The following is a 24,374-nucleotide window of genomic DNA, read 5'->3' on the forward strand; positions in this document are numbered from 1 at the left end:
TGCGTTTGCTACCCGTGAGTTATGCAACGGATCCCGCCGGGTTCTTGGATCGATCCAAGAAATGCCCTAGCGTGCTGGACCGTGCGAGCGTTCCGACGATTCACCGTCCGTCCTGTCCTGCCCGAGCCCCTGGGTGCGCTGTCCGTCCTGGCGGGCAACCTGCGCTGGTCGTGGCACCCGCCGACGCAGGACGTCTTCTCCTCGATCGACCCCGTGCTGTGGCGCGAGGTCAAGTGCGACCCGGTGCGCCTGCTCGGCGCCGTCGGGCGCGAGCGCCTCGAGCAGCTCGTCGAGGACGGCGACTTCCGGGCCCGGCTCGACGCCGCCCACGCCGACCTCCAGCGCTACCTGACGGAGGACCGCTGGTACGCCCGCAAGGCCGGCGACGACGCGCCGCGCTCGATCGCCTACTTCTCGCCGGAGTACGGCATCACGTCCGTGCTGCCGCAGTACTCCGGCGGCCTCGGCATCCTCGCCGGCGACCACCTGAAGGCGTCCTCCGACCTCGGCATCCCGCTGACGGGCGTCGGGCTGTTCTACCGCCACGGCTACTTCAAGCAGGCGCTCGACCGCGACGGCTGGCAGCAGGAGAGCTACCCCGTCCTCGACCCCGACGAGCTGCCGCTGACCCAGCTCCGCGAGGCCGACGGCACCCGCGCCACGGTCTCCATCGCGCTGCCGGACGGGCCCGACCTCGTGGCGCGGATCCTCGTCGCCCACGTGGGCCGCGTGCCGCTGCTGCTGCTCGACACCGACATCGAGGACAACAGCGCCCACTACCGCGACGTCACCGACCGCCTCTACGGCGGCAACTCCGAGCACCGGTTGCGCCAGGAGCTGCTCCTCGGCGTGGGCGGCGTACGCGCGCTGCGGGTGTGGTCGCGCATCACGGGCGCCCCGGCGCCCGAGGTGTTCCACACCAACGAGGGCCACGCCGGCTTTCTCGGCATCGAGCGGATCCGCGAGCTCACCGTCGGTGAGGACGGTCCGCACCTCGACTTCGACACCGCGCTCGAGGTCTCGCGCGCCGGGACGGTCTTCACCACGCACACCCCCGTGCCGGCCGGCATCGACCGGTTCCCCCGCGAGCTCGTCGAGCAGTACTTCGGCGGCGGCAGCTCGCCGACCCCCGGCGTCCCGGTCGACCGGGTGCTCGCACTCGGCGCCGAGGACTACGACAGCGGCGACGCCGGCGTCTTCAACATGGCCGTGATGGGCTTCCGCCTCGCCCAGCGCGCCAACGGTGTCTCACAGCTGCACGGGCACGTGTCGCGCGGGATGTTCAACGGCCTCTGGCCCGCCTTCGACGAGGCCGAGGTGCCGATCACGTCGATCACCAACGGCGTCCACGGCCCGACCTGGATCGCGCGTGAGGTCATCGAGCTCGCGGCGAGCCGCGGCGGTGACATCGACGGCGACGACACCGACGCCCTGTGGCCGCTGGTCGACAGCATCGGCGACCGCGAGATCTGGGACCTCAAGCGCACCCTGCGCACCCGCTTCATCGAGGACGCCCGCGACCGGATGCGTCGCTCGGCCGCGAAGCGAGGCTTCGCCAAGGCGGAGACCACCTGGATCGACAACGCGCTCGACCCCGACGTGCTGACCATCGGCTTCGCGCGTCGCGTGCCGACCTACAAGCGCCTCACGCTGATGCTGCGCGACCCCGACCGCCTCAAGAAGCTGCTGCTCGACCCCGAGCGCCCGATCCAGCTGGTCATCGCCGGCAAGGCGCACCCGGCCGACGAGACCGGCAAGCGGCTCATCCAGGAGATGGTGCGCTTCGCCGACGACCCGGAGGTCCGGCACCGCATCGCCTTCCTGCCCAACTACGACATCGCGATGGCGCAGCCGCTCTACCCCGGCTGCGACGTGTGGCTCAACAACCCGCTGCGCCCCTACGAGGCGTGCGGCACCTCGGGCATGAAGGCCGCGCTCAACGGCGGTCTCAACCTGTCGATCCTCGACGGCTGGTGGGACGAGTGGTACGACGGCAACAACGGCTGGGCGATCCCGTCGGCCGACGGCATCGAGGACCCCGACCGTCGTGACGACCTCGAGGCGGCGGCGCTCTACGACCTCATCGAGACCGACGTGGTGCCGCGCTTCTACGAGACCAACGACGAGGGTGTCCCGCCGCGCTGGCTGGAGATGGTGCGTCACACCCTCAAGTCGCTCGGCCCCAAGGTGCTCGCCACCCGCCAGGTGCGCGACTACGTCCGCGAGCTGTACGCCCCCGCCGCGCACACCGCGCGCACCCTCAACTCCGACTACGCCGGGGCGCGCACCCTGTCGAGCTGGAAGCAGACGGTGCGCGACGCCTGGCACGGCGTCCGCGTCGAGCACATCGACTCCGAGGGCGTCGGCGACCAGGCGGAGGTCGGCGCGACCCTCGCCGTCCGTGCCTGGGTGGCCCTCGGCTCGCTCTCGCCCGACGACGTCGAGGTGCAGGTCGTGCACGGCAGGATCGGCTCGGACGACGTGCTCACCGCGACCTCGGCCACGCCGATGCTGGTGGGGGAGTCCTACGACGGCAACCGCCACCGCTTCGACGCCGCGGTCCCGCTGCAGCACTCCGGCCCCTTCGGCTACACGGTGCGGGTGGTGCCCCGCAACGAGGCGCTGGCGTCGGTCGCCGAGCTCGGCCTGGTGGCGGAGCCCGCCTGAGTCCATGTCCGCCCCGGCTGCGGTCCGGGCGGCCGGTGGCAGTGCGGTCCTCGTGACGTGCATGGCACGTCAGGAAGACCGCGCTCTCGTCCGCGTCCGCGTCGGCGGTCGTCAGCGGCGTCCATGCGACCGACTCTGGCCACGCGGCTGAGCAGGGGGTGCCGAGCCAGGTGCGAGGGTCACGCCCGGACGGCTCAGCCGAACGTCAGCCAGAGACCGACGGCCGTCGGGACGACGCCGAGCAGCAGCCACGGCGACACGATCCGCTTGCCGTGGATGGCGAGGCCGGTGGCGACCGCCATCGAGCCGAAGATCCCGGCGATGACGTTGAGCCCGACCTTGGAGGTGTCGGGCGCGTCGTCGAGCATCACGGCCGCCACGACCAGGCCGACGACGAGGTGCAGGATCGTGGTGACGGCCAGCGTCGACATGACCCACCGCTGGACCCGGGCGAGGTCGCGGGCGTCCTTCTCCGGGTCCTGGACGACCCGGCGGGGCGCGTCGAGGTCGAGCAGGTGGCCCCGACCCTTCTCCTGGCGTCGGGCGGGAACGCTGCTGGCCATGTCTTCCTCGGGTCCTCGGCTGCTCGCTGGCGAATTCATTGCTGTGACAACGATTGCTAGGCTAACAAAGTGACCAGCGCTCCGCAGAATCGCGACGACGACCCGCTCGCCCTCGAGCGACAGGTCTGCTTCGCGCTCGCGGTGGCCTCGCGCACGGTCATCTCGGTCTACCGCCCCGTGCTCGAGCCGATGGGGCTGACCCACCCGCAGTACCTCGTGATGCTCGCCCTGTGGGGCGCGGAGCCCCTCTCGGTCACCGAGCTGAGCCGCACGCTCGAGCTGGATCCCGGCACGCTCTCCCGCCTGCTCAAGCGGCTGGAGGCGGCCGACCTGGTGACCCGCGACCGCAACCCCGCCGACGAGCGGACCCTTGCGGTCGCGCTCACCGCGAAGGGCCGCGAGCTGCGCACGCAGGCGCTGGACGTGCCCGCCACGATCCTTTCGCGCCTCGACATGGACCTCGAGGACCTCGTCGGGCTCCGCGACCGGCTGACGGGCGTGATCGAGGCAGCAAAGACCGCGACCAGGACGGCAACCAGGGAACCCGCGCGCACCTGACGGGCACAGGCCCAGGCCAGGGCCAGGCCTGGACCGGCCCCCGGATCAGGTCTCGCGCAGCACGAGCACCGAGTGCGCCTGGAGCTCGAGCGTGCTGCCCGTGACGGCGGGCGTGCCCTCCGCGATCTCGGCGTTGGTGGAGAGCACCACCTCGCCGTGGTGGACCCACTTGTTGTCCGGCAGCGTCAGCTTCACGTCGTCGTTGCCGGCGTTGAGCCAGATCATGAACGACTTGTCGCGGATCTGCTCGCCGTGAGGCCCCGGGTAGCGCAGGGGGGCACCGTTGAGGAACATCCCGACCGTGCGGCACGAGTCGTCGTTCCAGTCCTCGGTCGACATCTCGCGGCCGTCGGGGTGCACCCAGACCAGGTCCTTGATGCCGCCCTTGATCGTCGGGCGGCCCTCGAACCAGTGCCGCTGGCGGAGCACGGGGTGGTCGCGGCGCAGGCGCAGCGCGGTCTTGGTGATCTCGTAGACGTCGAGCCACGCGTCGTCGGGGCGCCAGTCGATCCAGGAGACCTCGTTGTCCTGGCCGTAGGCGTTGTTGTTGCCGCCCTGCGTGCGCCCGCGCTCGTCGCCGGCCGTCAGCATCGGCACGCCGCTGGAGAAGCACAGCGTCGCCATCAGGTTGGCGGCCTGGCGCCGGCGGATCGCGATGACGTCCGGGTCGTCGGTCTCGCCCTCCACGCCGCAGTTCCACGAGCGGTTGTTGTCGGTGCCGTCGCGGTTGTCCTCGCCGTTGGCCTCGTTGTGCTTGTGGTTGTAGGACACGAGGTCGCGCAGGGTGAAGCCGTCGTGCGCGGTGACGAAGTTGACCGACGCGTAGGGCGAGCGGCCGTCGTCGGCGTACAGGTCGCTGGAGCCGGCCAGGCGCGTGGCGACGGTGCGTACGCCAGCGGCGTGGCCGCGCCAGAAGTCGCGCATCGTGTCGCGGAACTGGTCGTTCCACTCGATCCACGGCGGCGGGAACTGGCCCACCCGGTAACCGTCCATCGAGGCGTCCCACGGCTCGGCGACGAGCTTCACGTGGCGCAGGACCGGGTCCTGGCCGATCGCGGTGAGCAGGTGGCTGCCCATGTCGACGACCTGGTCGGTGCGGGTCAGCGCGCTCATCAGGTCGAAGCGGAAGCCGTCGACGTGCATCTCGTTGACCCAGTAGCGCAGGGAGTCGAGGATCATCCGCAGGCTCTGGGTGTGGGTCGAGTCGACCGTGTTGCCGCACCCGGTGACATCCCAGTAGGTGACCGGCATCGGCTCCTCGCCCGGCTCCGGCTCCGGCGGCACCACGCGCTGGTAGTAGCCGCGGTCGTCGAGCCCGCGGAAGCTCAGCGTCGGTCCGCTCGGGCCGGCCTCGGCGGTGTGGTTGTAGACCACGTCGAGGATCACCTCGAGTCCCGCGTCGTGGAAGGCCTTGACCATCTGCTTGAACTCCCGCACCTGCTGCCCGCGGTCGCCCGAGGAGCTGTAGGCGTTGTGCGGGGCGAAGAAGCCGAGGGAGTTGTAGCCCCAGTAGTTGACCAGGCCCCGCTCGGCCAGGGCCGGCTCGGAGAAGAACTGGTGCACCGGCAGCAGCTCGACCGCCGTCACGCCGAGGTCGCGGAGGTAGTCGGTGACCGCGGGCGTGGCGAGGCCGGCGTACGTCCCGCGCAGCTCCTCGGGCACCCGGTCGTGCAGCTTGGTCATGCCCTTGACGTGCATCTCGTAGATGACGGTGTCGCGCCAGCGACGGAACTGCGGCGCGTCGTCGCCCCAGTCGAAGTCGTCGTCGTGCACGACCACGCTGCGCGGCATGTACGGCGCCGAGTCGAGGTCGCTGGGCGTCTCCGGGTCGCCCATGGCGTAGCCGTAGATCGCGTCGTCGACGACCAGGTCGCCCGAGACGGCCTTGCCGTAGGGGTCGAGCAGCAGCTTGGCCGCGTTGAAGCGCAGGCCCGCGGCGGGGTCCCAGGGGCCGGCGGCGCGGTAGCCGTAGAGCGAGCCGACGGCGACGCCCGGGATCGCGCCGTGCCACACGCCGAGCGAGTGCTCGGTGAGCTGGTGGCGGACCTCGGTGCCGTCCTCGTCGAACAGGCACACCCACAGCGACGTGGCGGCCGGCGCGTAGACCGCGAAGTTCGTCGACTCCTCCGACCAGGTCGCGCCCAAGGGGTAGTTGCGGCCGGGCCAGACCGTCATGGTCTCGCCGTCGTGGTGCCAGACGGCTGACGTCTCGGGGGGCGGTGTCACCGGGTCATTGTGGTCGAGAGACGACCGCACGGCACAATGCGGCCCAATCGTGCATCGCCAGCACGTGCCCGACGATGAGGAGCAGCCATGGAGTTCGTCTCGATCGACGTGACAGACGGGGTCGCCGTGCTGCGGCTCGACCGCCCCAAGATGAACGCGATCAGCGTCCAGGTGCAGGCCGACCTGCGGGAGGCCGCGGCCGAGCTGACCGAGCGCGACGACGTACGCGCCGTGGTGGTGTGGGGCGGCGAGCGCGTCTTCGCCGCCGGCAACGACGTCAAGGAGATGGCCGACCTCTCCTACGCCGACATGGTGAAGGTCGCCGCGTCCGCCACCTCGGCGACGACCGCCATCGCGCGGATCCCCAAGCCGGTCGTCGCCGCGGTCAACGGGTACGCCCTGGGTGGCGGCTGCGAGCTCGCGCTCGCCGCGGACTTCCGCTTCGCCGCCGAGGACGCCGTCCTGGGCCAGCCCGAGGTGCTGCTCGGGATCATCCCGGGCGCCGGCGGCACGCAGCGCCTCACCCGCCTCGTCGGCACGGCGAGGGCCAAGGACATCATCTTCACCGCCCGGTTCGTGAAGGCCGAGGAGGCGCTGCGGATCGGCCTGGTCGACCGGGTCGTCCCCGCCGACCAGGTGCTCGAGGAGTCGGTCGCCTACGCCGCGCAGTTCAGCGGCGCCGCCGCCCTGGCGATCCGCGCCGCCAAGGAGTGCATCGACCGGGGGAGCGAGACCGACCTCGACACCGGCCTGGAGATCGAGCGCCAGCAGTTCGCCGCGATCTTCGCGACCGAGGACCGTACCCGCGGCATGACCTCGTTCGTTGAGAACGGGCCGGGCAAGGCAACATTCGTCGGACGCTGACCCAAGGAGACATGACTGTGGCATCGAAGATCCGGGCAAGGCTGGCACAGCTGGTGTGGCTGGTGGCCGCACTGTGCGCCCTGCTCCTGGCGGTGGGGGCGCTCCTGATCGCCCTGGACGCCAACAAGTCCAACGACCTGGTCGACTTCGTGCTGCGGGCGGCCGACTTCGTGGACCTCGGGGTCTTCTCGCGCCAGGACGGCATCAAGCAGTTCCGCGGGCAGGGCGCCGAGGTCAAGAACGCGCTGTTCAACTGGGGCCTCGGCGCGATCGCCTGGCTGGTCGTCGGGCGCATCCTCGACCGCATCATCAAGCCCTGACCCGGGGCGCGGTCGCCCGACCGTGACAGTGTCACTGTGATTGACCCCACCCGAGACGCCATTCCGGTCCGGGTGAGTGACTTGTAACCTCACGAGCACATCCGATTGCACAGGAGGGGCCGCGAGGCCACACCACCATGAACATTGTTGTCTGTGTGAAGTACGTGCCGGACGCGACGGCCGACCGCAAGTTCGAGGACGACAACACTGTCGACCGCGTCGGCGTCGACGGCCTGTTGTCCGAGCTCGATGAGTACGCCGTCGAGCAGGCCCTGCAGTTCCGCGAGAAGCGTGAGGGTGAGGAGATCACCGTCACCGCCCTGACCGTGGGTCCGGAGAAGGCGGTCGACGCGGTGCGCAAGGCGCTGCAGATGGGTGCCGACTCCGGCGTCCACGTCGTCGACGACGCGATCGCCGGCTCCGACTACCTCGCCACGTCGCTGGTGCTGGCCAAGGCGGTCGAGAAGATCAAGGCCGACGCCGGTGCCGACCTGGTGATCTGCGGGATGGCGTCGACCGACGCCTCCGGCTCCGTGGTCCCCGCGATGCTCGCCGAGCGCCTCGGCCTCCCGCAGGTCACGCTGGCCTCCGTGGTCGAGTCGCAGGGCGACCAGGTCCGGATCAAGCGCGACAACGAGGGCTCGACCGAGGTCGTCGGCGCGACGCTGCCGATCGTGCTGTCCGTGACCGACCAGTCGGGCGAGGCCCGCTACCCCTCCTTCAAGGGCATCATGGCCGCGAAGAAGAAGCCGCTGGAGACCTGGTCGCTGTCCGACCTGGGCGTCGACGCCGGCGAGGTCGGCCTGTCGGTGGCCTACACGCAGGTGGAGGACACCACGGCCCGTCCGCCGCGCACGGCCGGCGAGATCGTCACCGACGAGGACGGATCGGGCGCCGGCGCGCTGGTCGAGTTCCTCGCCTCCAAGAAGTTCATCTGAGGAGCACCCAGACATGTCTGAAGTTCTTGTTGTCATCGACCACGCCGACGGCGAGGTCAAGAAGCCGACCTACGAGCTGCTCACCATCGCCAAGCGTCTCGGCGAGCCGTCCGCGGTGTTCTTCGGCTCGCCCGACCAGGGTGACGCCGTGGCCGAGAAGGTCAAGAAGTACGGCGCCGGCAAGGTCTACGTGATCGACGACGCCCAGATCAAGGGCTACCTCGTCGCCCCGAAGGCGGAGGCCCTGCAGCAGCTGGCCGAGAAGACCAGCCCCGCGGCGATCCTGTTGCCCTCGACGTTCGAGAACAAGGAGGTCGCCGGTCGCCTGGCGATCAAGCTGGGCTCGGGCCTGATCACCGACGCCGTCGACGTCGCCGACGACGGCACGACCACGCAGAGCGTCTTCGCCGGCAACTACACCGTGCAGGCCAAGGTCACCACCGGCACGCCGATCATCACGGTCAAGCCCAACTCGGCAGCCCCCGAGGAGGCCGAGGGTGCGGGTGCCGTCGAGGCGTTCGCCGTCACGGTGTCCGACGCGGCGAAGACCGCCCAGATCGTGGCGACCCAGCCGCGGCAGTCGACCGGGCGCCCGGAGCTGACCGAGGCCGCGATCGTGGTCTCGGGTGGTCGTGGCACCGGCGGCAACTTCGAGCCGGTCGAGGGCTTCGCCGACTCGCTCGGTGCGGCCGTGGGCGCCTCGCGTGCCGCGGTGGACTCGGGCTGGATGCCGCACGCGTTCCAGGTCGGGCAGACCGGCAAGACGGTCTCGCCGCAGCTCTACGTCGCCAACGGCATCTCCGGTGCGATCCAGCACCGCGCCGGCATGCAGACCTCGAAGACGATCGTCGCGGTCAACAAGGACCCTGAGGCGCCGATCTTCGAGCTCGTCGACTTCGGTGTCGTGGGTGACCTGCACACCGTGCTGCCCGCAGCCACCGAGCAGATCACCGCTCGCAAGGGCTGACCCGACACACAGCGCCACGCACGACCCGGCAGGTCCGACCTGCCGGGTCGTCGCGCGTCCGGGGTCAGCGCCGGGTGCGCCGGACCGTCCACCCGTCGTCCGTCTCCACGAGCCGCACGGTGTAGCCCGTCCACCTCGCGTAGACGTCGAAGCGGTAGGGAAGCTCGTAGTTGGACGAGCGTGCCTTCACGCAGTCCGGCGCGAACGTCGGCAGCGAGGTCTTCGCGAGAGTGCTCCACCCGTCGGGCGTCGAGTGCTGCAGCACAGTCGGCCAGCCCCCGTGTCGTCCTCGGGCGGTGAGCAGCACGGCACCGTCCGGGCCGTCGGGCACCACCACGTCGCACCGTCCGCTCACCCCGCCCGGCAGGGTCACGACACCGCGCTCGGGGGAGATGACGTGGGTCCGGCTGCGGCCGGGCGCGGCGACGTAGCGCCCGTCGGGGGAGAGCCCGTAGGGGTGCCGGCCCAGGCGCAGTGCCTGCCACGGCGCGCCGTCGCGGACGGTGAGGACGACGTTGCGACCGCCGCAGGACAGGGCGGCCATCACGACGCCCGGCGGCTCGGCCCACCAGTTGTCGCCCCACCTGCACCGCTTGCGCCCGGCGTCGTACGCCGTCGTCGGCCGGCCCCAGGTCTGGCTCAGGCGGTCGTACGCCTGGGCGCGCACCACACGGCCGCGCGCCGAGCCGACGGCGTACAGGGACTGTCCCGGGGCGGTGAAGAAGCGCGTGGCGAGCCGGCCGTCGGTGTCGTCGAGACCGGGTGCAGTGGCTGGGGCGATCGCGGTCACGGCCCACGGCGAGCGCGCGTCCGCGCGCGAGATGACGCTCACCCACCCGGGGTTGCTGAAGTCGCCGAACCACGCGGTGTCGGAGTCGACGTTGGCGAAGTTGGCGTCCTGGCAGGCGTCGGCGAGCGGGACCTCCTGCCGGGAGGGGGCACCGTCCCCGGTGCGGGTGAGCACGAGCAGGCGGCACCGGCGCGGGGCGACGTTGGCACCGTAGAGGTAGGACACCTGCGCGTCGTCGGTGATCGTCGCGGTGGCGGTGTACTCCCGGCCCGGGGCCTCGAGCGCGTGGCGGGTGAACCCCTCCGGCCCCCACGTGACGTAGCCGCGGAGCTCCGGCCACACCGCCCGGCTCCCGTCGGGGGAGATGCCGGGCTCGTCGTAGGCCTCGCCCTCGAGCTCGTACGACGACCAGGTGACCGTGTCGGCCGACCACAGGGCACGGGAGCCGGTCGGGGCCTGGTCCTCGGCGTAGGTCTTCCCCGAGTCGCATGCCGCCATCACCGCTACGGCGCCGTTGCTCGTGCGGGCGTCGACGCTGCCACAGGCGAGGTCCTTCTCCCGCAGCACCACCCGGCGCCCGCTCCAGACGCCTGTCGCGGCGTCGAGCCGCTTGCCCCACACCGCGCGCTGGTCCCGGTCCACCCACACGCGGAAGAGGTCGCCGTCGGCCAGGGTGAGCTCGACCCCGCCGCGGATCACCCGCGGCAACCCGGCCGCCTCGGCCGCCGCTGGTGGCGGGGACGCGCCCACGGTCGAGCCGGACAGGACAGCCGCCGTCGTCGCCAGAGCGACGATCACCCCCGTGATCCGAGACATGGATCCAGCATAGGTGCGACCGGCCTACGCTTGAGGGCATGAGCAGCGAGGATGCCGTCCGCGAGGTCGCCGGTCGGGCCCGGACCGCGAGCCACGAGCTCGCCACCGCCACGCGCGCGACCAAGGACGCCGCCCTGCACGCGATGGCCGACGCGCTGATCGCCTCGTCACCGGAGATCCTCGGGGCCAACGCGGAGGACGTCGCCCGAGCCGAGGCCGGCGGCACGCCCGCCAACATCGTCGACCGGCTGCGGCTCGACGAGAGCCGGCTGGCGGCGATGGCGCAGGGACTGCGCGATGTCGCCGGCCTGCCCGACCCGGTGGGCGAGGTCCTGCGCGGCAGCACGCTCGCGAACGGCCTGGAGCTGCGCCAGGTGCGGGTGCCGTTCGGCGTCGTCGGGATGATCTACGAGGCCAGGCCCAACGTGACGGCCGACGCGGCGGGCATCTGCCTCAAGGCCGGCAACGCCGTGCTCCTGCGCGGCTCGTCGAGCGCGCGCTCGAGCAACGCGGCCATCGTCGGGGCCATGCGCGGTGCGCTGGCCGGCAGCGGCCTGCCGGAGGACGTCGTACAGCTGGTGCCGGGGGAGACCCACGACAGCGTCAAGGCGCTGATGCGCGCTCGCGGGCTGGTCGACGTGCTGATCCCGCGCGGCGGGGCGGGGCTGATCCGCAGCGTCGTGGAGGAGTCGACCGTGCCGGTGATCGAGACCGGCGTCGGCAACTGCCACGTCTACGTCGACGCCTCCGCCGACCTCGACCAGGCGCTCGCGATCGTGCTCAACTCCAAGACCCAGCGCACCAGCGTCTGCAACGCCGCCGAGTCGCTCCTGGTGCACCGCGACGTCGCCGACGAGTTCCTCCCGCGGGTCGTCGAGGCCCTCCAGCAGGCGGGCGTGCTGGTGCACGGCGACGACGCGTTCGCGGAGTACGACGACGTGGTGCCGGCGACCGACGAGGACCACGCGGCCGAGTTCCTGGCGATGGAGATCTCGGCGGCGGTCGTGCCGGACGTCGAGGGTGCCATCGACCACATCCGCCGCTTCTCCTCCGGCCACACCGAGGCGATCGTGGCCCGCGACCAGGCGACCATCCGACGCTTCGTGGCGGCGGTCGACTCCGCCGCGGTGATGGTCAACGCCTCCACCCGCTTCACCGACGGTGGCGAGTTCGGCTTCGGTGCCGAGATCGGGATCTCCACGCAGAAGCTGCACGCCCGCGGGCCGATGGGCCTGCCGGAGATGACGTCGAGCAAGTACGTCGTGGTGGGCGACGGGCACCTCCGTTGATGCCGGTAGGATCGCGGCCATGCTGAACACCCTGACTGTCCTCGCAGCCGAGGCCGAGCACGGCGACCCCGTGGTCAGCCCCTACGTCGTGGGTGCCGTCGCGCTGGCCCTGCTGCTCGTGCTGCTCCTGGCCGTGGTCTCCTTCGGTGGCGGACGCGAGCACAGCTGAGCCCGTGGCACAGCGTCGCGTCGGGGTGATGGGCGGCACGTTCGACCCCATCCACCACGGCCACCTCGTGGCCGCGTCGGAGGTGCAGGCGTGGTTCGACCTCGACGAGGTCGTCTTCGTCCCCACCGGCGACCCGTGGCAGAAGAGCGACCGCGACGTCACCGAGGCCGAGCACCGCTACCTGATGACCGTGGTGGCGACGGCGGCCAACCCGCGCTTCATGGTCTCGCGCGTCGACATCGACCGCGACGGACCGACGTACACGATCGACACGCTCCGCGACCTCAAGGCCGAAATGCCCGACGCGGAGCTGTTCTTCATCACCGGCGCCGACGCCCTGGCCGACATCTTCACCTGGCGTGACGCCGACGAGCTCTTCGAGCTCGCCAACTTCGTCGGCTGCACCCGGCCCGGCTACGCCATGGACCCGGAGACGCTGGAGAAGATCCCCGCCGAGAAGGTAACCATGGTCGAGATCCCGGCACTCGCGATCTCCTCCACCGACTGCCGCGACCGCAAACGGCGTGGCGAGCCCGTCTGGTACCTCGTGCCGGACGGCGTCGTGCAGTACATCGCCAAGCACGACCTCTACTCGTCCCATCCGAGCACGCACCCCAGCGCGCACCACAGCCCGCACCACAGCAAGGACTCCGCATGACTGCCACCGACCACGCCCTCGAGCTCGTCGCCATCGCGGCCCAGGCCGCGCACGACAAGAAGGCCGAGCAGGTGCTGGCCTTCGACGTGAGCGACCAGCTCGCCATCACCGACGCCTTCGTGCTCGCCAGCGCCAGCAACGAGCGCGCGGTCGGCGCCATCGTCGACGAGATCGAGGACAAGCTGCGCGACGCCGACGCCAAGCCGATCCGGCGCGAGGGGCACCGCGAGGGACGCTGGGTGCTGCTCGACTACGGCGAGATCGTGGTGCACGTCCAGCACGAGGAGGAGCGCTCCTTCTACGCCCTCGAGCGCCTCTGGAGCGACTGCCCGCTCATCCCGCTCGACCTGAAGTGAGGCGGCTGGTCCTGCTCCGCCACGGGCGCACGGAGTGGAACGACACGGGCCGCGCCCAGGGCCACGCCGACGTGCCGCTGGACGAGGTCGGCCTCGCGCAGGCCAAGGAGGTGGCGCCCGTCCTGGCCGCGCTGCGGCTGGTCGCGGTGTGGTCCTCGGACCTCCGTCGTGCCTCCCAGACGGCTGCCGCGGTGGCCGCGGAGTCGGGCCTGGAGCCCGTCCTCGACGCCCGGCTGCGGGAGTTCGACATCGGCGCCAACCGCACCGGCCTGACGGCGGAGGCCTATGCCGCCGCCCACCCCGAGGAGCACGCCGCACTCCTCGCGGGCGACATCGACGCGATCCCGGGCCGCGAGACCCACGACGACGTGCTGGCGCGCTTCCTGCCCGCGCTCAGGTCGTACGCCGACGGGCTGGGGGAGGGCGAGACCGGCCTGGTCGTGTCCCACGGAGCCGCCCTGCGCGTGGTCGTGCCCGCCTTCCTCGGCTGGGAGGGCGACCCCGGCGAGTCGTTCGGCGTGCTCGCCAACTGCGGCTGGGTGGTGCTCGAGCACTCGGCCTCGACGTGGACGGGCGGGGTCGAGCGGTGGCGGCTGACGGCCTGGAACCGGGCCGTGACGTGACCGACCGCGCCCGGGAGGTCGACGTCACGCTGAGCCGCCAGGTGGCCCGGGTGATGGACGACGCAGTGACCGTGCCGGGCACCCGCATCGGGCTCGGCCTGGACGCGGTGATCGGGCTCGTCCCGGGCATCGGCGACGCCCTGGGCAGCGCCCTGTCGGGCATCATCGTCCGCGACGCCGTCCGGGCGCGGGTGCCGATGGTCGTGCTGGCGCGGATGGGGTTGAACCTGGTCGTCGACGCGCTGCTCGGGCTGCTCCCGGGCCTCGGCGACCTGCTCGACGTCGCCCACCGGGCCAACCGCAAGAACCTCCACCTGCTGCTGCGCGAGATCGAGCGGGAGCCGCTGCGCGAGCCGCCGACGACCGGCTACGTCGCCGGCGCGGTCGCCCTCATGGTCGTGCCGCTGCTCGCCGGAGTCGCCGTCACGGTGCTCGGGATCTGGCTCCTGGTGCGCTGGCTGACCTGACCGGGGACCCCGATTTCACCTCCTCGGAACTGTCGGCTAATGTTCTCGGCTGTTGGGGCTGTGGCGCAGCTGGTAGCGCATCTGCATGGCATGCAGAGGGTCAGGGGTTCGAGTCCCCTCAGCTCCACCGACGCAGAAGGCCGGATCCGTCAGGGTCCGGCCTTCTGCTTGTTGTGCTTGTTGTGCCGCCAGGGTGGCGGCATACGACATCCGGCTGGTCGTGGGTGGCGGCATCCGACATCGGATCGGGGTCGTCGGACGTCGTACGCCGCCAGGGTGGCCGGCCGTGACGTCGTATGCCGCCAGGGTCGCAGAAGGACATGTCGTACGCCGCCAGGGTCGCCGGCCGCGCTCCTGTTGTGCCGCCGGGGTGGCGGCATACGACATCCGGCTGGTCGTGGGTGGCGGCATCCGACATCGGATCGGGGTCGTCGGACGTCGTATGCCGCCAGGGTGGCCGGCCGTGACGTCGTACGCCGCCAGGGCGCGGCTCTCACTTCGGCGGTTTGCCGGGGGCGGTGGCACCATGTGCTCATGACCGCGACTGACCTCTCCACCGGCACCATCTCCGAGCGCACGGCAGCCCACATCGAGGCCACCGAGCGCTGCGCCGCGCACAACTACCACCCGCTCCCGGTGGTGCTCGCCGAGGGCGACGGCGCCTGGGTCATCGACGTCGACGGCAAGCGCTACCTCGACTGCCTCGCGGGCTACTCCGCGCTCAACTTCGGGCACTCCAACGAGCGCCTCGTCGCGGTGGCGCGCGAGCAGCTCGGCAGGCTCACGCTCACCAGCCGCGCGTTCTTCAACGACAAGCTCAGCGGCTTCGCCGAGGCGCTCACCCGCCTGACCGGCAAGGACATGATCCTGCCGATGAACTCCGGTGCCGAGGCCGTCGAGACGGCCATCAAGGTCAGCCGCAAGTGGGGCTACGAGGTCAAGGGCGTGCCGGCCGGGCAGGCCTCGATCATCACCATGGAGGGCAACTTCCACGGTCGCACCACCACCATCGTGAGCTTCTCCGACGACGAGGTGGCGACGTCGGGCTACGCGCCCTTCACGGGCGGCTTCCGCAGCGTGAAGTACGGCGACGTCGCCTCGATCGCCTCCGCCATCGACGACACCACCGTCGCCGTGCTCTTCGAGCCGATCCAGGGCGAGGGCGGCGTGGTCATGCCGCCCGAGGGCTTCCTCCGGGAGCTGCGCGAGCTCTGCACCGAGCGCAACGTGCTGATGGTCGCCGACGAGATCCAGTCGGGCCTGGCTCGCTCGGGCAAGACCTTCGCCTGCGACCACGAGGACGTCGTCCCCGACATCTACATCATGGGCAAGGCGCTCGGCGGCGGCATCTACCCCGTCTCCGCGATCGCCGCCGACCGCGACATCATGGATGTCATCACCCCCGGCTCCCATGGCTCCACCTTCGGTGGCAACCCGCTGGCCGCGGCCATCGGCACCGAGGTCGTCGCGATGCTCGAGGAGGGCACCTTCCAGGCCCGCTCCGCCGAGATCGGCGCGCAGCTGGAGGCCGGCTTCCGCACGCTCGTCGGCAAGGGCCTGTCCGACGTACGCGTCCGTGGCGCCTGGGCCGGCATCGACATCGACCCGTCGCTGATGAGCGGTCGCCAGATGTCCGAGGCCCTCATGGCGCGCGGGATCCTCGCCAAGGACACCCACGGCTCGACCGTCCGCTTCGCCCCGCCGCTGGTCGCCAGCGACGAGGACATCGCCGGGCTGGTCACCGCGGTGACCGAGATCCTCGCCGGCAGCTGAGCAACGCGTGGTGGCCGCTCGCTTCGACCACCTCGTCGTCGCCGTCGCGGACCTCGACGAGGCGGCTGCCCGCTGGCGCGCGGCCGGCATCCCCGCCGAGCGCGGTGGTGCGCACCCGGTCGGGACGGTCAACGCCCTCGTCCGCGGCCCCGGGCCGGCGTACGTCGAGCTGATCTCCGCCGGGAGCGAGGAGTCCAACCCCTGGCTGGACCGCGTACGCCCGGCCCGCGGCCCGATCTCGTGGGCGATCGCCGTCGATGACGTCGAGGCCGCCCGGGAGGCGCTGGCCGCAGCCGGCTTCGACCCGGCGCCGGCCGTCCCCGGCTCGCGCCGCACGCCTGACGGCGACCTGGTCGAGTGGCGGGTCTGCGACGTCGGGCCGGGACCGTACGACGGCTCGCTGCCGTTCCTCATCGAGTGGACGACCCCCATGGGTCCTGCCCCGGCCGACGGCCCCGTGGTCGAGTGGTTCGGGCTCCGCCCGCCGGATCCCGACCGGGTGGCGGACCTCCTGGTGGCCCTGGGCCTCGAGCCGAGCACGCACTGGCCGCGGCGCCAGTTCGAAGACGAGAGGGGCCTGGTGATCACCCTGAGCCCGCTCGGTGCGCCGACCGACCTCGACGCGGCCTCGTGGACGATGTCGTGGGAGGAGCCGGACGAGCCGGCGGCCTCGCTGTCGCTCACGCTGCCCTCCGGCGAGCTGTCCGCGAGGACCCTCGACGGGGTCCGTGTGACGACCCGGCCGGACCGCCGCCGGTTCGCCGCGTCCGCCCTGCAGCCGGCCGATGGCGGTGACTCGGCGCCCGAGCGCGCCGACGCCTGGGTACGCGCCGTGGTCGAGGCGGGGCTCGGCACCGCCCGCGAGGTCGAGGTCTCCTGGGCAGAGGGGGTCAACCTCGACGTCCTGAGCGCCGTCCGACTCGAGGGGCCGGCGGGGACCCAGCCCGTCACGGTCGTCCACGGGAGGCACCCGGTCGACCCCGGCGACGTCGTCGTGGTCGGGATCGGTGAACCGGTCGAGGTCCTCGAGCGCCAGCCCGTGGGCCCGCGACCGGAGGGCCGGGCGCGCCAGATCGCGTTCGTCGACGACGCCTTCGTGCACGCCCTGAGCGGAGGGGTGTATGCCGTGCGCGGTCGCCGCAGGTCCGTGGTGCGTCACTTCAACGGCTGGAGCGCCGACGGCAGGTTCGCCGATGGTGAGCCCGAGCAGTGGCTCGAACAGGCTGCCGCCGGACGACGCACCGACGGCGTCCTCGCCGGCGAGCCCTGGGTCTGACTCGCGAGCGATCAGGCGATCGTCAGGCCGCCGTCGACCGGGATCATCTGCCCGGTGACGTAGCCGGCGGCGTCGGAGGCCAGCCACACCGCGGTCGCGGCGAGTTCGCGGGGGTCGCCCTTGCGGCCGGCCGGCACCCGCTGCATGGCGAGGTCGAGGTAGCCGTCGGGGTAGGTGTCGGTCATCTCGGAGGCGAAGAACCCCGGCGCGAGGGCGTTGACGCGGATGCCCTTGCGGCCCGTCCACTGCTGGGCCAGGTCGCGCGTGAGGCCGCCCAGCCCGGCCTTGGAGGCGGAGTACGCCGCCTGGGGCAGGCCGCCGGTCGTGATGCCGAGGATCGAGGAGATGTTGATGATGCTCGAGCCGGGCTGCATGACCCGGCCGCAGGCCTGCGCCATCCAGTAGCACCCGTTGAGGTTGATGTCGATGACCGAGCGGAACTGCTCGGGCGTCTCGTGGGTGGCGGGCACGGCCGTGCCGACACCGGCGTTGTTGACGAGCACGTCGACCCGGCCGAACTTCGCCATCGCCTCGTCGACGAGGTGCTGGCACTGGTCGGGGTCGGCCACGTCGGTGGCCACCGTGTGCACGCGGCGGCCGGTGGAGCGTACGGAGCCGGCGACCCGCTCCAGCTTCTCCACGCGGCGCGCGCCGAGCACTACGTCGGCCCCGGCCTCGGCGAAGCAGTGGGCGAACGCGACGCCCAGCCCGCTCGAGGCGCCGGTGACGATGACGACCTTGTCGTCGAGACGGAAGAGGTCCATGACACCCATGCCGGGACCCTACGGCGTGGCGCTCGTCACCGGCTCGGTCGGGGTGGCCGGTGCTCGCGGCAGGTCGCGCACCGACCGGGAGCAGAGCACCAGCCCGACCACCGCGACGTACGCGACCGCTGAGGCGACCAGCACCGGACGGAACCCGAACGCCGCGGCCAACGGACCGTAGGCGAGCTGCCCGATCGGCATCGCGACGAAGGACCCGAGCGCGTCGTAGGAGTAGGCGCGCGACAGCAGCCGGTCCTCGATGTTCTCCTGCATGGCGAGGTTCCAGCCCATCCCGAAGACCTCGGTGCCGGCGCCGCCCAGGAAGGCCGCCGTGACCAGGCCGACGAGGTGCGGGGACACCCCGAGCAGCAGCATCGGCGGAGCGATCATCGCGATGCCGAGCATGCCCAGCAGGAGCGGTCGCTCCAGCCGTACGCGCAGGAGGACCACCGTCGTGAGCAGGAGCCCCGCGGCCTCCGCCGAGAGGACGTAGCCCCAGCCCTGCCGCCCGATGGTGTCGTCGGCGACGGCCGGCCCGAGGGTGAACCACGCGCCGGTGTGGATCGCGTTGAGCACGCCGAACCCCACGACCACCGTCCACAGCCAAGGGGTGGCCCAGAAGAAGCTCCAGCCCTCGCGCAGCTCGCTGATGGTGTCGGGCGCGGCGCCGCCCGGCTCCTTGGGCGGGATCGTGACCGGCAGCAGGAGCAGGGCCGAGACCAGCCAGGTGGCGGCGTCGACGGCCAGCGCCCAGCCGGACCCGACGGTGACCACGAGCAGGGCGCCGATGGTGGGGCCGAGGACCATCATCCCGTTGCGGGTGAGCGACACCAGGGCGTTGGCGGGTTGGAGCTCCCCGCGCGCCACGAGCTGGGGGAGGACACTGGCCATCGCCGGGAACGAGACGCCGGAGACGGCGCCGTGCACGACGGAGAGCACGACCAGCATCCAGATCTCGGCGTGCCCGGACAGCACGAGCACCGCGATGGCGCCCTGGCTGGCGGCGGACGCGACGTTGGACACCTGCAGCACGAGCGTGCGTGGGAACCGGTCGGCGATCACACCGCCGTAGAGCAGCAGCGCGATCATCGGGATCGTGTGCGCGGCCAGGACCTGCCCCAGCGCGCTGGGGGAGTCGGTGAGGTCGAGGACGGCGAAGGCCAGCGCGATGCTCGCCATCATGTTGCCGAGGGTGTTGACGAAGCGCGAGGCGAAGTACCACGCGAAGTTGCGGTTGCGCAGGGGCGCGACGGCGCTCGACCAGGTCATCGGGCGTGAGTCTGGACGGCGCCGGGCCCACTGTCAAAGACCTGTGGGAGGTGAGCCGGGGGCGGCCCCGCACCGACCCCTGACGCGACCCTGAGCAGACCCCGGAACAGGATGAAATCGCACCTGTGGCGTGCTTGGCTGGGAGCCATCAGGGGCACCCGGCCCACCGAGGAGTGAGTGAGATGTCCGACCAGTACCCGCAGGACCCGCAGACCGACCCGACGCAGGCCTACGGCCAGCAGCCCCCGCCGGCCTACCAGCCCCAGCAGACCTTCCAGGCCCGTCCCGCGACGATGTCGGCCGAGGACGAGCGGACCTGGGGTGCCATCAGCCACGCCGGCGCGGTCGTCGCGATGATCTGCTCGGCCGGCTTCCTGGGCTTCCTCGCCTCGATCGCGGTCTACGTGGTCTACAAGGACCGCGGCCCGTTCGTGCGCGCGCACGCCGCGAACTCGATCAACATCCAGATCACCATGTTCATCTGGCTGGTCGTGCTCGGCATCCTCACGATCCCGATCGCGATCTTCACGCTGGGCCTCGGCCTGGTCGTGATGCTGCCGGCGCTCGCCGCCGCCTTCGTCGTGGCCGGCGTCCTGCACGTCATCGGTGCCATGAAGGCCTACAACGGCGAGTGGTGGAGCCCGCCGCTCACGCCGCAGTTCGTCAGGTGAGGCTGCCTCACCTGAGCTGGGCCAGGACCTCGTCCTGCCACGCGAACGCTGCCCGGGTCCGGACCGCCAGGTCCGGCCCGGGCAGCAGTGCTTCCAGCCGCTCCGCGAAGCCGGCGGGCAGGTCGGTGCGGAGGTAGCGCAGCCCGAAGTCGTGGCGCGCGGGGCAGTGCCGGATCCGCAGCAGCGTCACCAGGGGCTCGAGCGCGAAGCGCATGTGGAACCACGTCGCCTCGACCAGGTCGTCCCGCGCGATCGCGCGCTCGACCAGCCACGCCCCGGTCTGGCGCCTGGCCGCGGCCTGCTCGACGGCCTGCCGCCGCTGCGCGGCCATCGCGTCCTCGTCGTCGTGCTCGAGGACCAGACGGCCGTCGGGGTCGTGCAGCACCACGGGCGTGCCGTGACGGCGTACGTCGATCGTCAGGCGCTGCGGCAGCAGGTCGACGAACAGGTCGACGAGCCGCGTCGGGCGGGACAGGTCTGCGGCATCGGGCTGGAGATGGATGAAGCCCTGCGCCGCGGTCGGCCAGCGGTCGGCGGCGACCCGCCACACGTGGTCGACGTCGAACCGCTCGTGCACCAGGGCCAGCACGGCGTCGTACGTCGCAGCGGCGGGACCGCTGCTCCAGACCTGGACGTCGAGGTCGGAGTGGCTGTCGTAGCCCCCGGTGACGGCAGAGCCGCTCACCACGACGACCCGCACGTCGGGACGGTGCGCGGGCAGCTCGCGGAGGAGCTCCAGCCAGTCGTCGTACCTGCTCAGGTCAGCGGCCATGCCGAGCAGTATCCCCGGGAGAGTATGCTGGTGCTGTGCACGAGCAGCTCCTTCTTCGACAGCCGCGCTGATCGGGTCCTCCCGCCCACGGAGACCGACACGCGGCCACCCCTCCATGTGAGGGGTTTTTTCATGCCCGACCCCAGCACCACCCCCGCACCTGCAGAGGACACGCCATGAGCAGCCCAGACACCGCAGACACCGGAGCCCACGAGGCCGAGCGCGCGACGTACGACATCGCCGCCACCGAGACGAAGTGGCAGCCGGTCTGGGAGGAGCTCCAGCCTTTCAGGGCCGACGACGCCAGCCCGCGCGAGAAGCGCTACGCGCTGACGATGTTCCCCTACCCGAGCGGCGACCTGCACATGGGCCACGCCGAGGTGTTCGCGCTGCACGACGTGGTGGCGCGCTACTGGTGGCAGCGCGGCTACGAGGTGCTGAACCCGATGGGCTTCGACTCCTTCGGCCTGCCCGCGGAGAACGCCGCGATCCGCAACGACGAGCACCCCGACACCTACACGCGCGCCAACATCGCGCGCTCGATCGAGTCGTGCAAGAGGTACGCCGCGTCGTTCGACTGGTCGCGCACCTTCAACACCTCCGACCCGGAGTACTACCGCTGGACGCAGTGGCTGTTCCTGGAGTTCTTCAAGCGGGGCCTGGCCTACCGCAAGAACAGCCCGGTGAACTGGTGCCCCAACGACCAGACCGTGCTGGCCAACGAGCAGGTCGTCGGCGGCGTCTGCGACCGGTGCGGGGCGGAGGTGACCAAGAAGGAGCTGACCCAGTGGTACTTCAAGATCACCGACTACGCCCAGGAGCTGCTGGACGGCCTGGACGACCTGGAGAAGACCTGGCCCGACCGCGTCGTCACCGCGCAGCGCAACTGGATCGGCCGCTCCGAGGGGGCGCACGTCGACTTCGCCATCGACGGCCGTGACGAGCCGGTCACCGTCTACACGACGCGGCCCGACACGCTGTTCGGCGCGACCTTCATGGTCGTGGCGGCCGACGCCGCCTTGGCCTCGGAGCTGGTCACCGACGAGCAGCGACAGGCGCTGGAGGACTACCTGGTCGAGGTCCGCAAGGAGACCGACATCAACCGGCTGGCTACCGACCGGGCCAAGACCGGCGTCTTCCTGGGCGTGCACGCGACCAACCCGCTGACGGGCACGCAGATCCCGGTCTACGCCGCCGACTACGTCCTGGCCGACTACGGCACCGGCGCGATCATGGCCGTCCCCGGCCAGGACCAGCGCGACTGGGAGTTCGCCGAGGCGTTCGACCTGCCGGTGATCCGCACGGTCCAGCCGCCCGAGGGGTGGGAGGGCGAGGCGTTCACCGGCGACGGCCCCGCGATCAACTCCGCCAACGACGAGATCGACCTGTCCGGGATGGGCGTCGCCGAGGCCAAGTCCACGACGATCGCCTACCTGGAGGCCCATGGCCTGGGCCGTGGCACGGTGAACTTCCGGCTGCGCGACTGGCTGATCAGCCGCCAGCGTTACTGGGGCCCTCCGATCCCGATCATCCACTGCCCGGTCGACGGCGAGGTGCCGGTGCCCGAGGACCAGCTGCCGGTGACGCTGCCCGACCTGCGCGGTGCGGACCTCAAGCCCAAGGGCACCTCGCCGCTGGGCGGGGCGACGGACTGGGTCGACACGACCTGCCCGACGTGTGGCGGCCCGGCGACCCGCGACACCGACACCATGGACACGTTCGTCGACTCGTCCTGGTACATGTTCCGCTACTGCTCGCCGCACGACGACACCCAGGCCTTCGACAGCGCCAAGGTCAACGCGTGGATGCCGTGCAACCTGTACGTCGGCGGTGTCGAGCACGCCGTGCTGCACCTGCTCTACGGCCGCTTCTTCACCAAGGTCCTCAACGACATGGGCCTGGTCGACTTCCGCGAGCCGTGGTCGGCCCAGCTGAACCAGGGCTTCGTGATCAACCAGGGCAAGAAGATGAGCAAGTCCCTGGGCAACGGCGTCAACCTGGGTGACCAGCTGGCGGCCTTCGGCGTCGACGCCGTGCGCCTGACGCTGGTCTTCGCCGGTCCGCCGGAGGACGACATCGACTGGGCCAACATGTCGCCCGACGGGTCGCTGCGCTTCCTGCAGCGGGCCTGGCGGCTGTCCGGCGACGTCACCTCCGACCCGGGCGTGGACGTCACCACCGGCGACCTGGCGCTGCGGCGTACGACGGCGCGCACGGTGCACGACGCGGCCGAGCTGGTCGAGACCTACCGCTTCAACGTGATGGTCGCCCGGGTGATGGAGCTGGTCAACGCGACCCGCAAGGCCATCGACTCCGGCTGCGGACCGGCCGACCCGGCGGTGCGCGAGGCCACCGAGGCCGTGGCGATCCTGCTGTCGCTCGTCGCGCCCTACACGGCCGAGGAGATGTGGGAGCGGCTGGGTCACGAGCCCACCGTCGTACGCGTCGGGTGGCCGGCCGTCGACGAGGTGCTGCTGGTCGAGGACACGGTCACCGCGGTCGTGCAGGTCAAGGGCAAGGTGAAGGCGCGCCTGGAGGTGTCCCCGGACATCTCCGAGGCCGACCTGGAGGCCGCCGCCCTGGCCGACGACGGCGTGCGCCGGGCGATCGACGGAGCAGAGGTGCGCAAGGTGATCGTGCGCGCGCCCAAGCTGGTCAACATCGTCGTCTGAGGCCCGCGCCTGCCGTTAGGGTCGCCGCATGTCTCGTGTCGTTGTGGTCACCGACTCGACCGCGAGCCTGCCCGCCGAGGTGGCGCAGGCTCGCGGCATCCGGGTCGTGCCCCTGCAGGTGGTGATCGGCGCCAAGGTTCTCGACGAGGGCCCGGACGGCGCCACCCCCGAGGTGGTCGCGCAGGCGCTGCGCGACTTCGTGCCGGTGAGCACCTCGCGCCCGGCACCGGCGCTGTTCGCCGACCTCTACCGCTCCCTGGAGCACGAGGGGGTCGACGAGATCGTGTCGGTCCACCTCTCGGGGGAGATGAGCGGCACCTTCGAGTCCGCCCAGCTGGCGGCGCTGGAGGTGGAGCTCCCGGTGCACGTCGTCGACTCCGGGCAGGTCGGCATCGCCACCGGCTACGCCGCGCTGACCGCCGTCGACGTGCTCGAGGCCGGCGGGTCCGGGCAGCAGGCGGCCGAGGCCGCGCTGGCACGCGGTGAGGCCGCGTCGTCGCTGTTCTACGTCGACACCCTGGAGTACCTCCGCCGGGGCGGGCGGATCGGGGCCGCGGCCGCGATCTTCGGCAGCGCCCTGTCCGTCAAGCCGCTGCTCGAGATCAGCGAGGGCCGCGTGGTGCCGCGCGAGCGGGTCCGCACCGCGTCGCGCGCGCTGGCCCGCCTGGCCGACCTCGCGGTCGAGGCGGCGGGCGACCGTCCGGTCGACGTCTGCGTCTCCCACCTCGCCAACGGCGAGCGTGCCGAGGAGCTCGCCGCCACGCTGACCGAGCGCCTGGCCGGCGGGCTCGAGGGCCGTGAGGTGATGTGCGGCGAGCTGGGCGCCGTCCTCGGCGCCCACGTCGGGCCGGGCATGGTGGCGGTCTGCGTGTCGCCGCGTCCATAACCCCACTCGAGCGGACACAT

23 protein-coding genes and 1 tRNA gene are annotated in these 24,374 nt (G+C 71.6%); 18 read left to right on the plus strand and 6 right to left on the minus strand.

What is annotated here, in order from left to right:
- Positions 1 to 81 precede the first annotated feature (81 nt).
- Positions 82 to 2,667 (plus strand): alpha-glucan family phosphorylase, encoded by a 2,586-nt coding sequence (glgP, locus tag ACS3YM_RS04935; RefSeq protein ID WP_439938964.1) that lies wholly within the window; start codon positions 82 to 84, stop codon positions 2,665 to 2,667.
- A gap of 194 nt (positions 2,668 to 2,861) precedes the next feature.
- On the opposite strand, the gene ACS3YM_RS04940 is transcribed toward glgP, so the two are convergent.
- Positions 2,862 to 3,230: a hypothetical protein gene (locus ACS3YM_RS04940; RefSeq protein ID WP_439938965.1), complete on the minus strand. Its 369-nt coding sequence runs from the start codon at positions 3,228 to 3,230 to the stop codon at positions 2,862 to 2,864.
- A gap of 69 nt (positions 3,231 to 3,299) precedes the next feature.
- Between ACS3YM_RS04940 and ACS3YM_RS04945 the strand changes: the two genes are divergently transcribed.
- A complete protein-coding gene (locus ACS3YM_RS04945) occupies positions 3,300 to 3,788 on the plus strand; it encodes a MarR family winged helix-turn-helix transcriptional regulator (protein WP_439938966.1) in 489 nt (162 codons plus the stop codon).
- 45 nt (positions 3,789 to 3,833) lie between these two features.
- On the opposite strand, the gene glgX is transcribed toward ACS3YM_RS04945, so the two are convergent.
- Positions 3,834 to 5,963: a glycogen debranching protein GlgX gene (gene glgX, locus ACS3YM_RS04950; RefSeq protein ID WP_439939834.1), complete on the minus strand. Its 2,130-nt coding sequence runs from the start codon at positions 5,961 to 5,963 to the stop codon at positions 3,834 to 3,836.
- Positions 5,964 to 6,101: 138 nt separating this feature from the next.
- Between glgX and ACS3YM_RS04955 the strand changes: the two genes are divergently transcribed.
- The 4 genes from ACS3YM_RS04955 (at position 6,102) to ACS3YM_RS04970 (ending at position 9,103) form a co-directional block, all read left to right on the plus strand.
- On the plus strand, positions 6,102 to 6,878 hold the full coding sequence (locus ACS3YM_RS04955; protein ID WP_439938967.1) for an enoyl-CoA hydratase/isomerase family protein: 777 nt from the start codon (positions 6,102 to 6,104) through the stop codon (positions 6,876 to 6,878).
- Between the two features lie 11 nt (positions 6,879 to 6,889).
- On the plus strand, positions 6,890 to 7,198 hold the full coding sequence (locus tag ACS3YM_RS04960; RefSeq protein ID WP_439938968.1) for a hypothetical protein: 309 nt from the start codon (positions 6,890 to 6,892) through the stop codon (positions 7,196 to 7,198).
- Positions 7,199 to 7,335: 137 nt separating this feature from the next.
- Positions 7,336 to 8,136: an electron transfer flavoprotein subunit beta/FixA family protein gene (locus ACS3YM_RS04965; protein ID WP_439938969.1), complete on the plus strand. Its 801-nt coding sequence runs from the start codon at positions 7,336 to 7,338 to the stop codon at positions 8,134 to 8,136.
- A 13-nt stretch (positions 8,137 to 8,149) separates the two neighbouring features.
- Entirely contained in the window at positions 8,150 to 9,103 is a 954-nt protein-coding gene (locus ACS3YM_RS04970) for an electron transfer flavoprotein subunit alpha/FixB family protein (RefSeq protein WP_439938970.1), read from the plus strand.
- A gap of 64 nt (positions 9,104 to 9,167) precedes the next feature.
- Here ACS3YM_RS04970 and ACS3YM_RS04975 read toward each other — a convergent pair whose 3' ends face one another.
- The gene (locus tag ACS3YM_RS04975) at positions 9,168 to 10,709 is read right to left on the minus strand and encodes a hypothetical protein (protein WP_439938972.1); all 1,542 of its coding nucleotides are present in this window, start codon (positions 10,707 to 10,709) and stop codon (positions 9,168 to 9,170) included.
- Between the two features lie 38 nt (positions 10,710 to 10,747).
- On the opposite strand from ACS3YM_RS04975, the gene ACS3YM_RS04980 reads away from it, so the two are divergent.
- From ACS3YM_RS04980 to ACS3YM_RS05020, 9 genes are all read left to right on the plus strand, one after another.
- On the plus strand, positions 10,748 to 11,998 hold the full coding sequence (locus ACS3YM_RS04980) for a glutamate-5-semialdehyde dehydrogenase (RefSeq protein ID WP_439938973.1): 1,251 nt from the start codon (positions 10,748 to 10,750) through the stop codon (positions 11,996 to 11,998).
- A 19-nt stretch (positions 11,999 to 12,017) separates the two neighbouring features.
- The gene (locus ACS3YM_RS04985) at positions 12,018 to 12,167 is read left to right on the plus strand and encodes a hypothetical protein (RefSeq protein ID WP_439938974.1); all 150 of its coding nucleotides are present in this window, start codon (positions 12,018 to 12,020) and stop codon (positions 12,165 to 12,167) included.
- A 28-nt stretch (positions 12,168 to 12,195) separates the two neighbouring features.
- Positions 12,196 to 12,825, plus strand: a complete 630-nt coding sequence (nadD, locus tag ACS3YM_RS04990) for a nicotinate-nucleotide adenylyltransferase (RefSeq protein WP_439939835.1) — start codon at positions 12,196 to 12,198, stop codon at positions 12,823 to 12,825.
- Complete coding sequence (rsfS, locus tag ACS3YM_RS04995) at positions 12,822 to 13,181, plus strand: ribosome silencing factor (protein WP_439938975.1); 360 nt, start codon at positions 12,822 to 12,824, stop codon at positions 13,179 to 13,181. Before nadD ends, rsfS begins: the two co-directional genes overlap by 4 nt.
- A complete protein-coding gene (locus ACS3YM_RS05000) occupies positions 13,178 to 13,804 on the plus strand; it encodes a histidine phosphatase family protein (protein WP_439938976.1) in 627 nt (208 codons plus the stop codon). The genes rsfS and ACS3YM_RS05000 overlap by 4 nt, the downstream gene beginning before the upstream one ends.
- On the plus strand, positions 13,801 to 14,271 hold the full coding sequence (locus ACS3YM_RS05005; protein WP_439938977.1) for a DUF4112 domain-containing protein: 471 nt from the start codon (positions 13,801 to 13,803) through the stop codon (positions 14,269 to 14,271). Before ACS3YM_RS05000 ends, ACS3YM_RS05005 begins: the two co-directional genes overlap by 4 nt.
- Before the next feature lie 54 nt (positions 14,272 to 14,325).
- Positions 14,326 to 14,398 (plus strand) — tRNA-Ala (locus ACS3YM_RS05010).
- A gap of 407 nt (positions 14,399 to 14,805) precedes the next feature.
- Positions 14,806 to 16,044 (plus strand): ornithine--oxo-acid transaminase, encoded by a 1,239-nt coding sequence (gene rocD, locus ACS3YM_RS05015; protein WP_439938978.1) that lies wholly within the window; start codon positions 14,806 to 14,808, stop codon positions 16,042 to 16,044.
- A gap of 10 nt (positions 16,045 to 16,054) precedes the next feature.
- Complete coding sequence (locus ACS3YM_RS05020) at positions 16,055 to 17,320, plus strand: VOC family protein (RefSeq protein ID WP_439938979.1); 1,266 nt, start codon at positions 16,055 to 16,057, stop codon at positions 17,318 to 17,320.
- 11 nt (positions 17,321 to 17,331) lie between these two features.
- On the opposite strand, the gene ACS3YM_RS05025 is transcribed toward ACS3YM_RS05020, so the two are convergent.
- Both ACS3YM_RS05025 and ACS3YM_RS05030 read right to left on the minus strand, forming a co-directional pair.
- Positions 17,332 to 18,093, minus strand: coding sequence for an SDR family NAD(P)-dependent oxidoreductase (locus ACS3YM_RS05025; RefSeq protein WP_439938980.1), 762 nt, complete (start codon positions 18,091 to 18,093; stop codon positions 17,332 to 17,334).
- 9 nt (positions 18,094 to 18,102) lie between these two features.
- On the minus strand, positions 18,103 to 19,353 hold the full coding sequence (locus ACS3YM_RS05030) for an MFS transporter (RefSeq protein ID WP_439938981.1): 1,251 nt from the start codon (positions 19,351 to 19,353) through the stop codon (positions 18,103 to 18,105).
- A gap of 182 nt (positions 19,354 to 19,535) precedes the next feature.
- On the opposite strand from ACS3YM_RS05030, the gene ACS3YM_RS05035 reads away from it, so the two are divergent.
- Positions 19,536 to 20,024: a DUF4870 domain-containing protein gene (locus tag ACS3YM_RS05035; protein WP_439938982.1), complete on the plus strand. Its 489-nt coding sequence runs from the start codon at positions 19,536 to 19,538 to the stop codon at positions 20,022 to 20,024.
- Positions 20,025 to 20,031: 7 nt separating this feature from the next.
- On the opposite strand, the gene ACS3YM_RS05040 is transcribed toward ACS3YM_RS05035, so the two are convergent.
- Positions 20,032 to 20,796: a hypothetical protein gene (locus ACS3YM_RS05040; protein WP_439938983.1), complete on the minus strand. Its 765-nt coding sequence runs from the start codon at positions 20,794 to 20,796 to the stop codon at positions 20,032 to 20,034.
- A gap of 176 nt (positions 20,797 to 20,972) precedes the next feature.
- Here ACS3YM_RS05040 and leuS point away from each other — a divergent pair, with 176 nt between their 5' ends.
- Together leuS and ACS3YM_RS05050 are read left to right on the plus strand one after the other, a co-directional pair.
- Positions 20,973 to 23,468 carry a leucine--tRNA ligase gene (gene leuS, locus ACS3YM_RS05045; protein WP_439938984.1) on the plus strand — a complete coding sequence of 832 codons (2,496 nt, stop codon included), beginning with the start codon at positions 20,973 to 20,975 and terminating at the stop codon, positions 23,466 to 23,468.
- Positions 23,469 to 23,496: 28 nt separating this feature from the next.
- On the plus strand, positions 23,497 to 24,354 hold the full coding sequence (locus tag ACS3YM_RS05050) for a DegV family protein (protein WP_439938985.1): 858 nt from the start codon (positions 23,497 to 23,499) through the stop codon (positions 24,352 to 24,354).
- The last annotated feature ends 20 nt before the right edge of the window (positions 24,355 to 24,374 follow it).

The sequence above is a fragment of the Nocardioides sp. N13(2025) genome (genome assembly GCF_051912545.1).
GTDB lineage: Bacteria > Actinomycetota > Actinomycetes > Propionibacteriales > Nocardioidaceae > Nocardioides.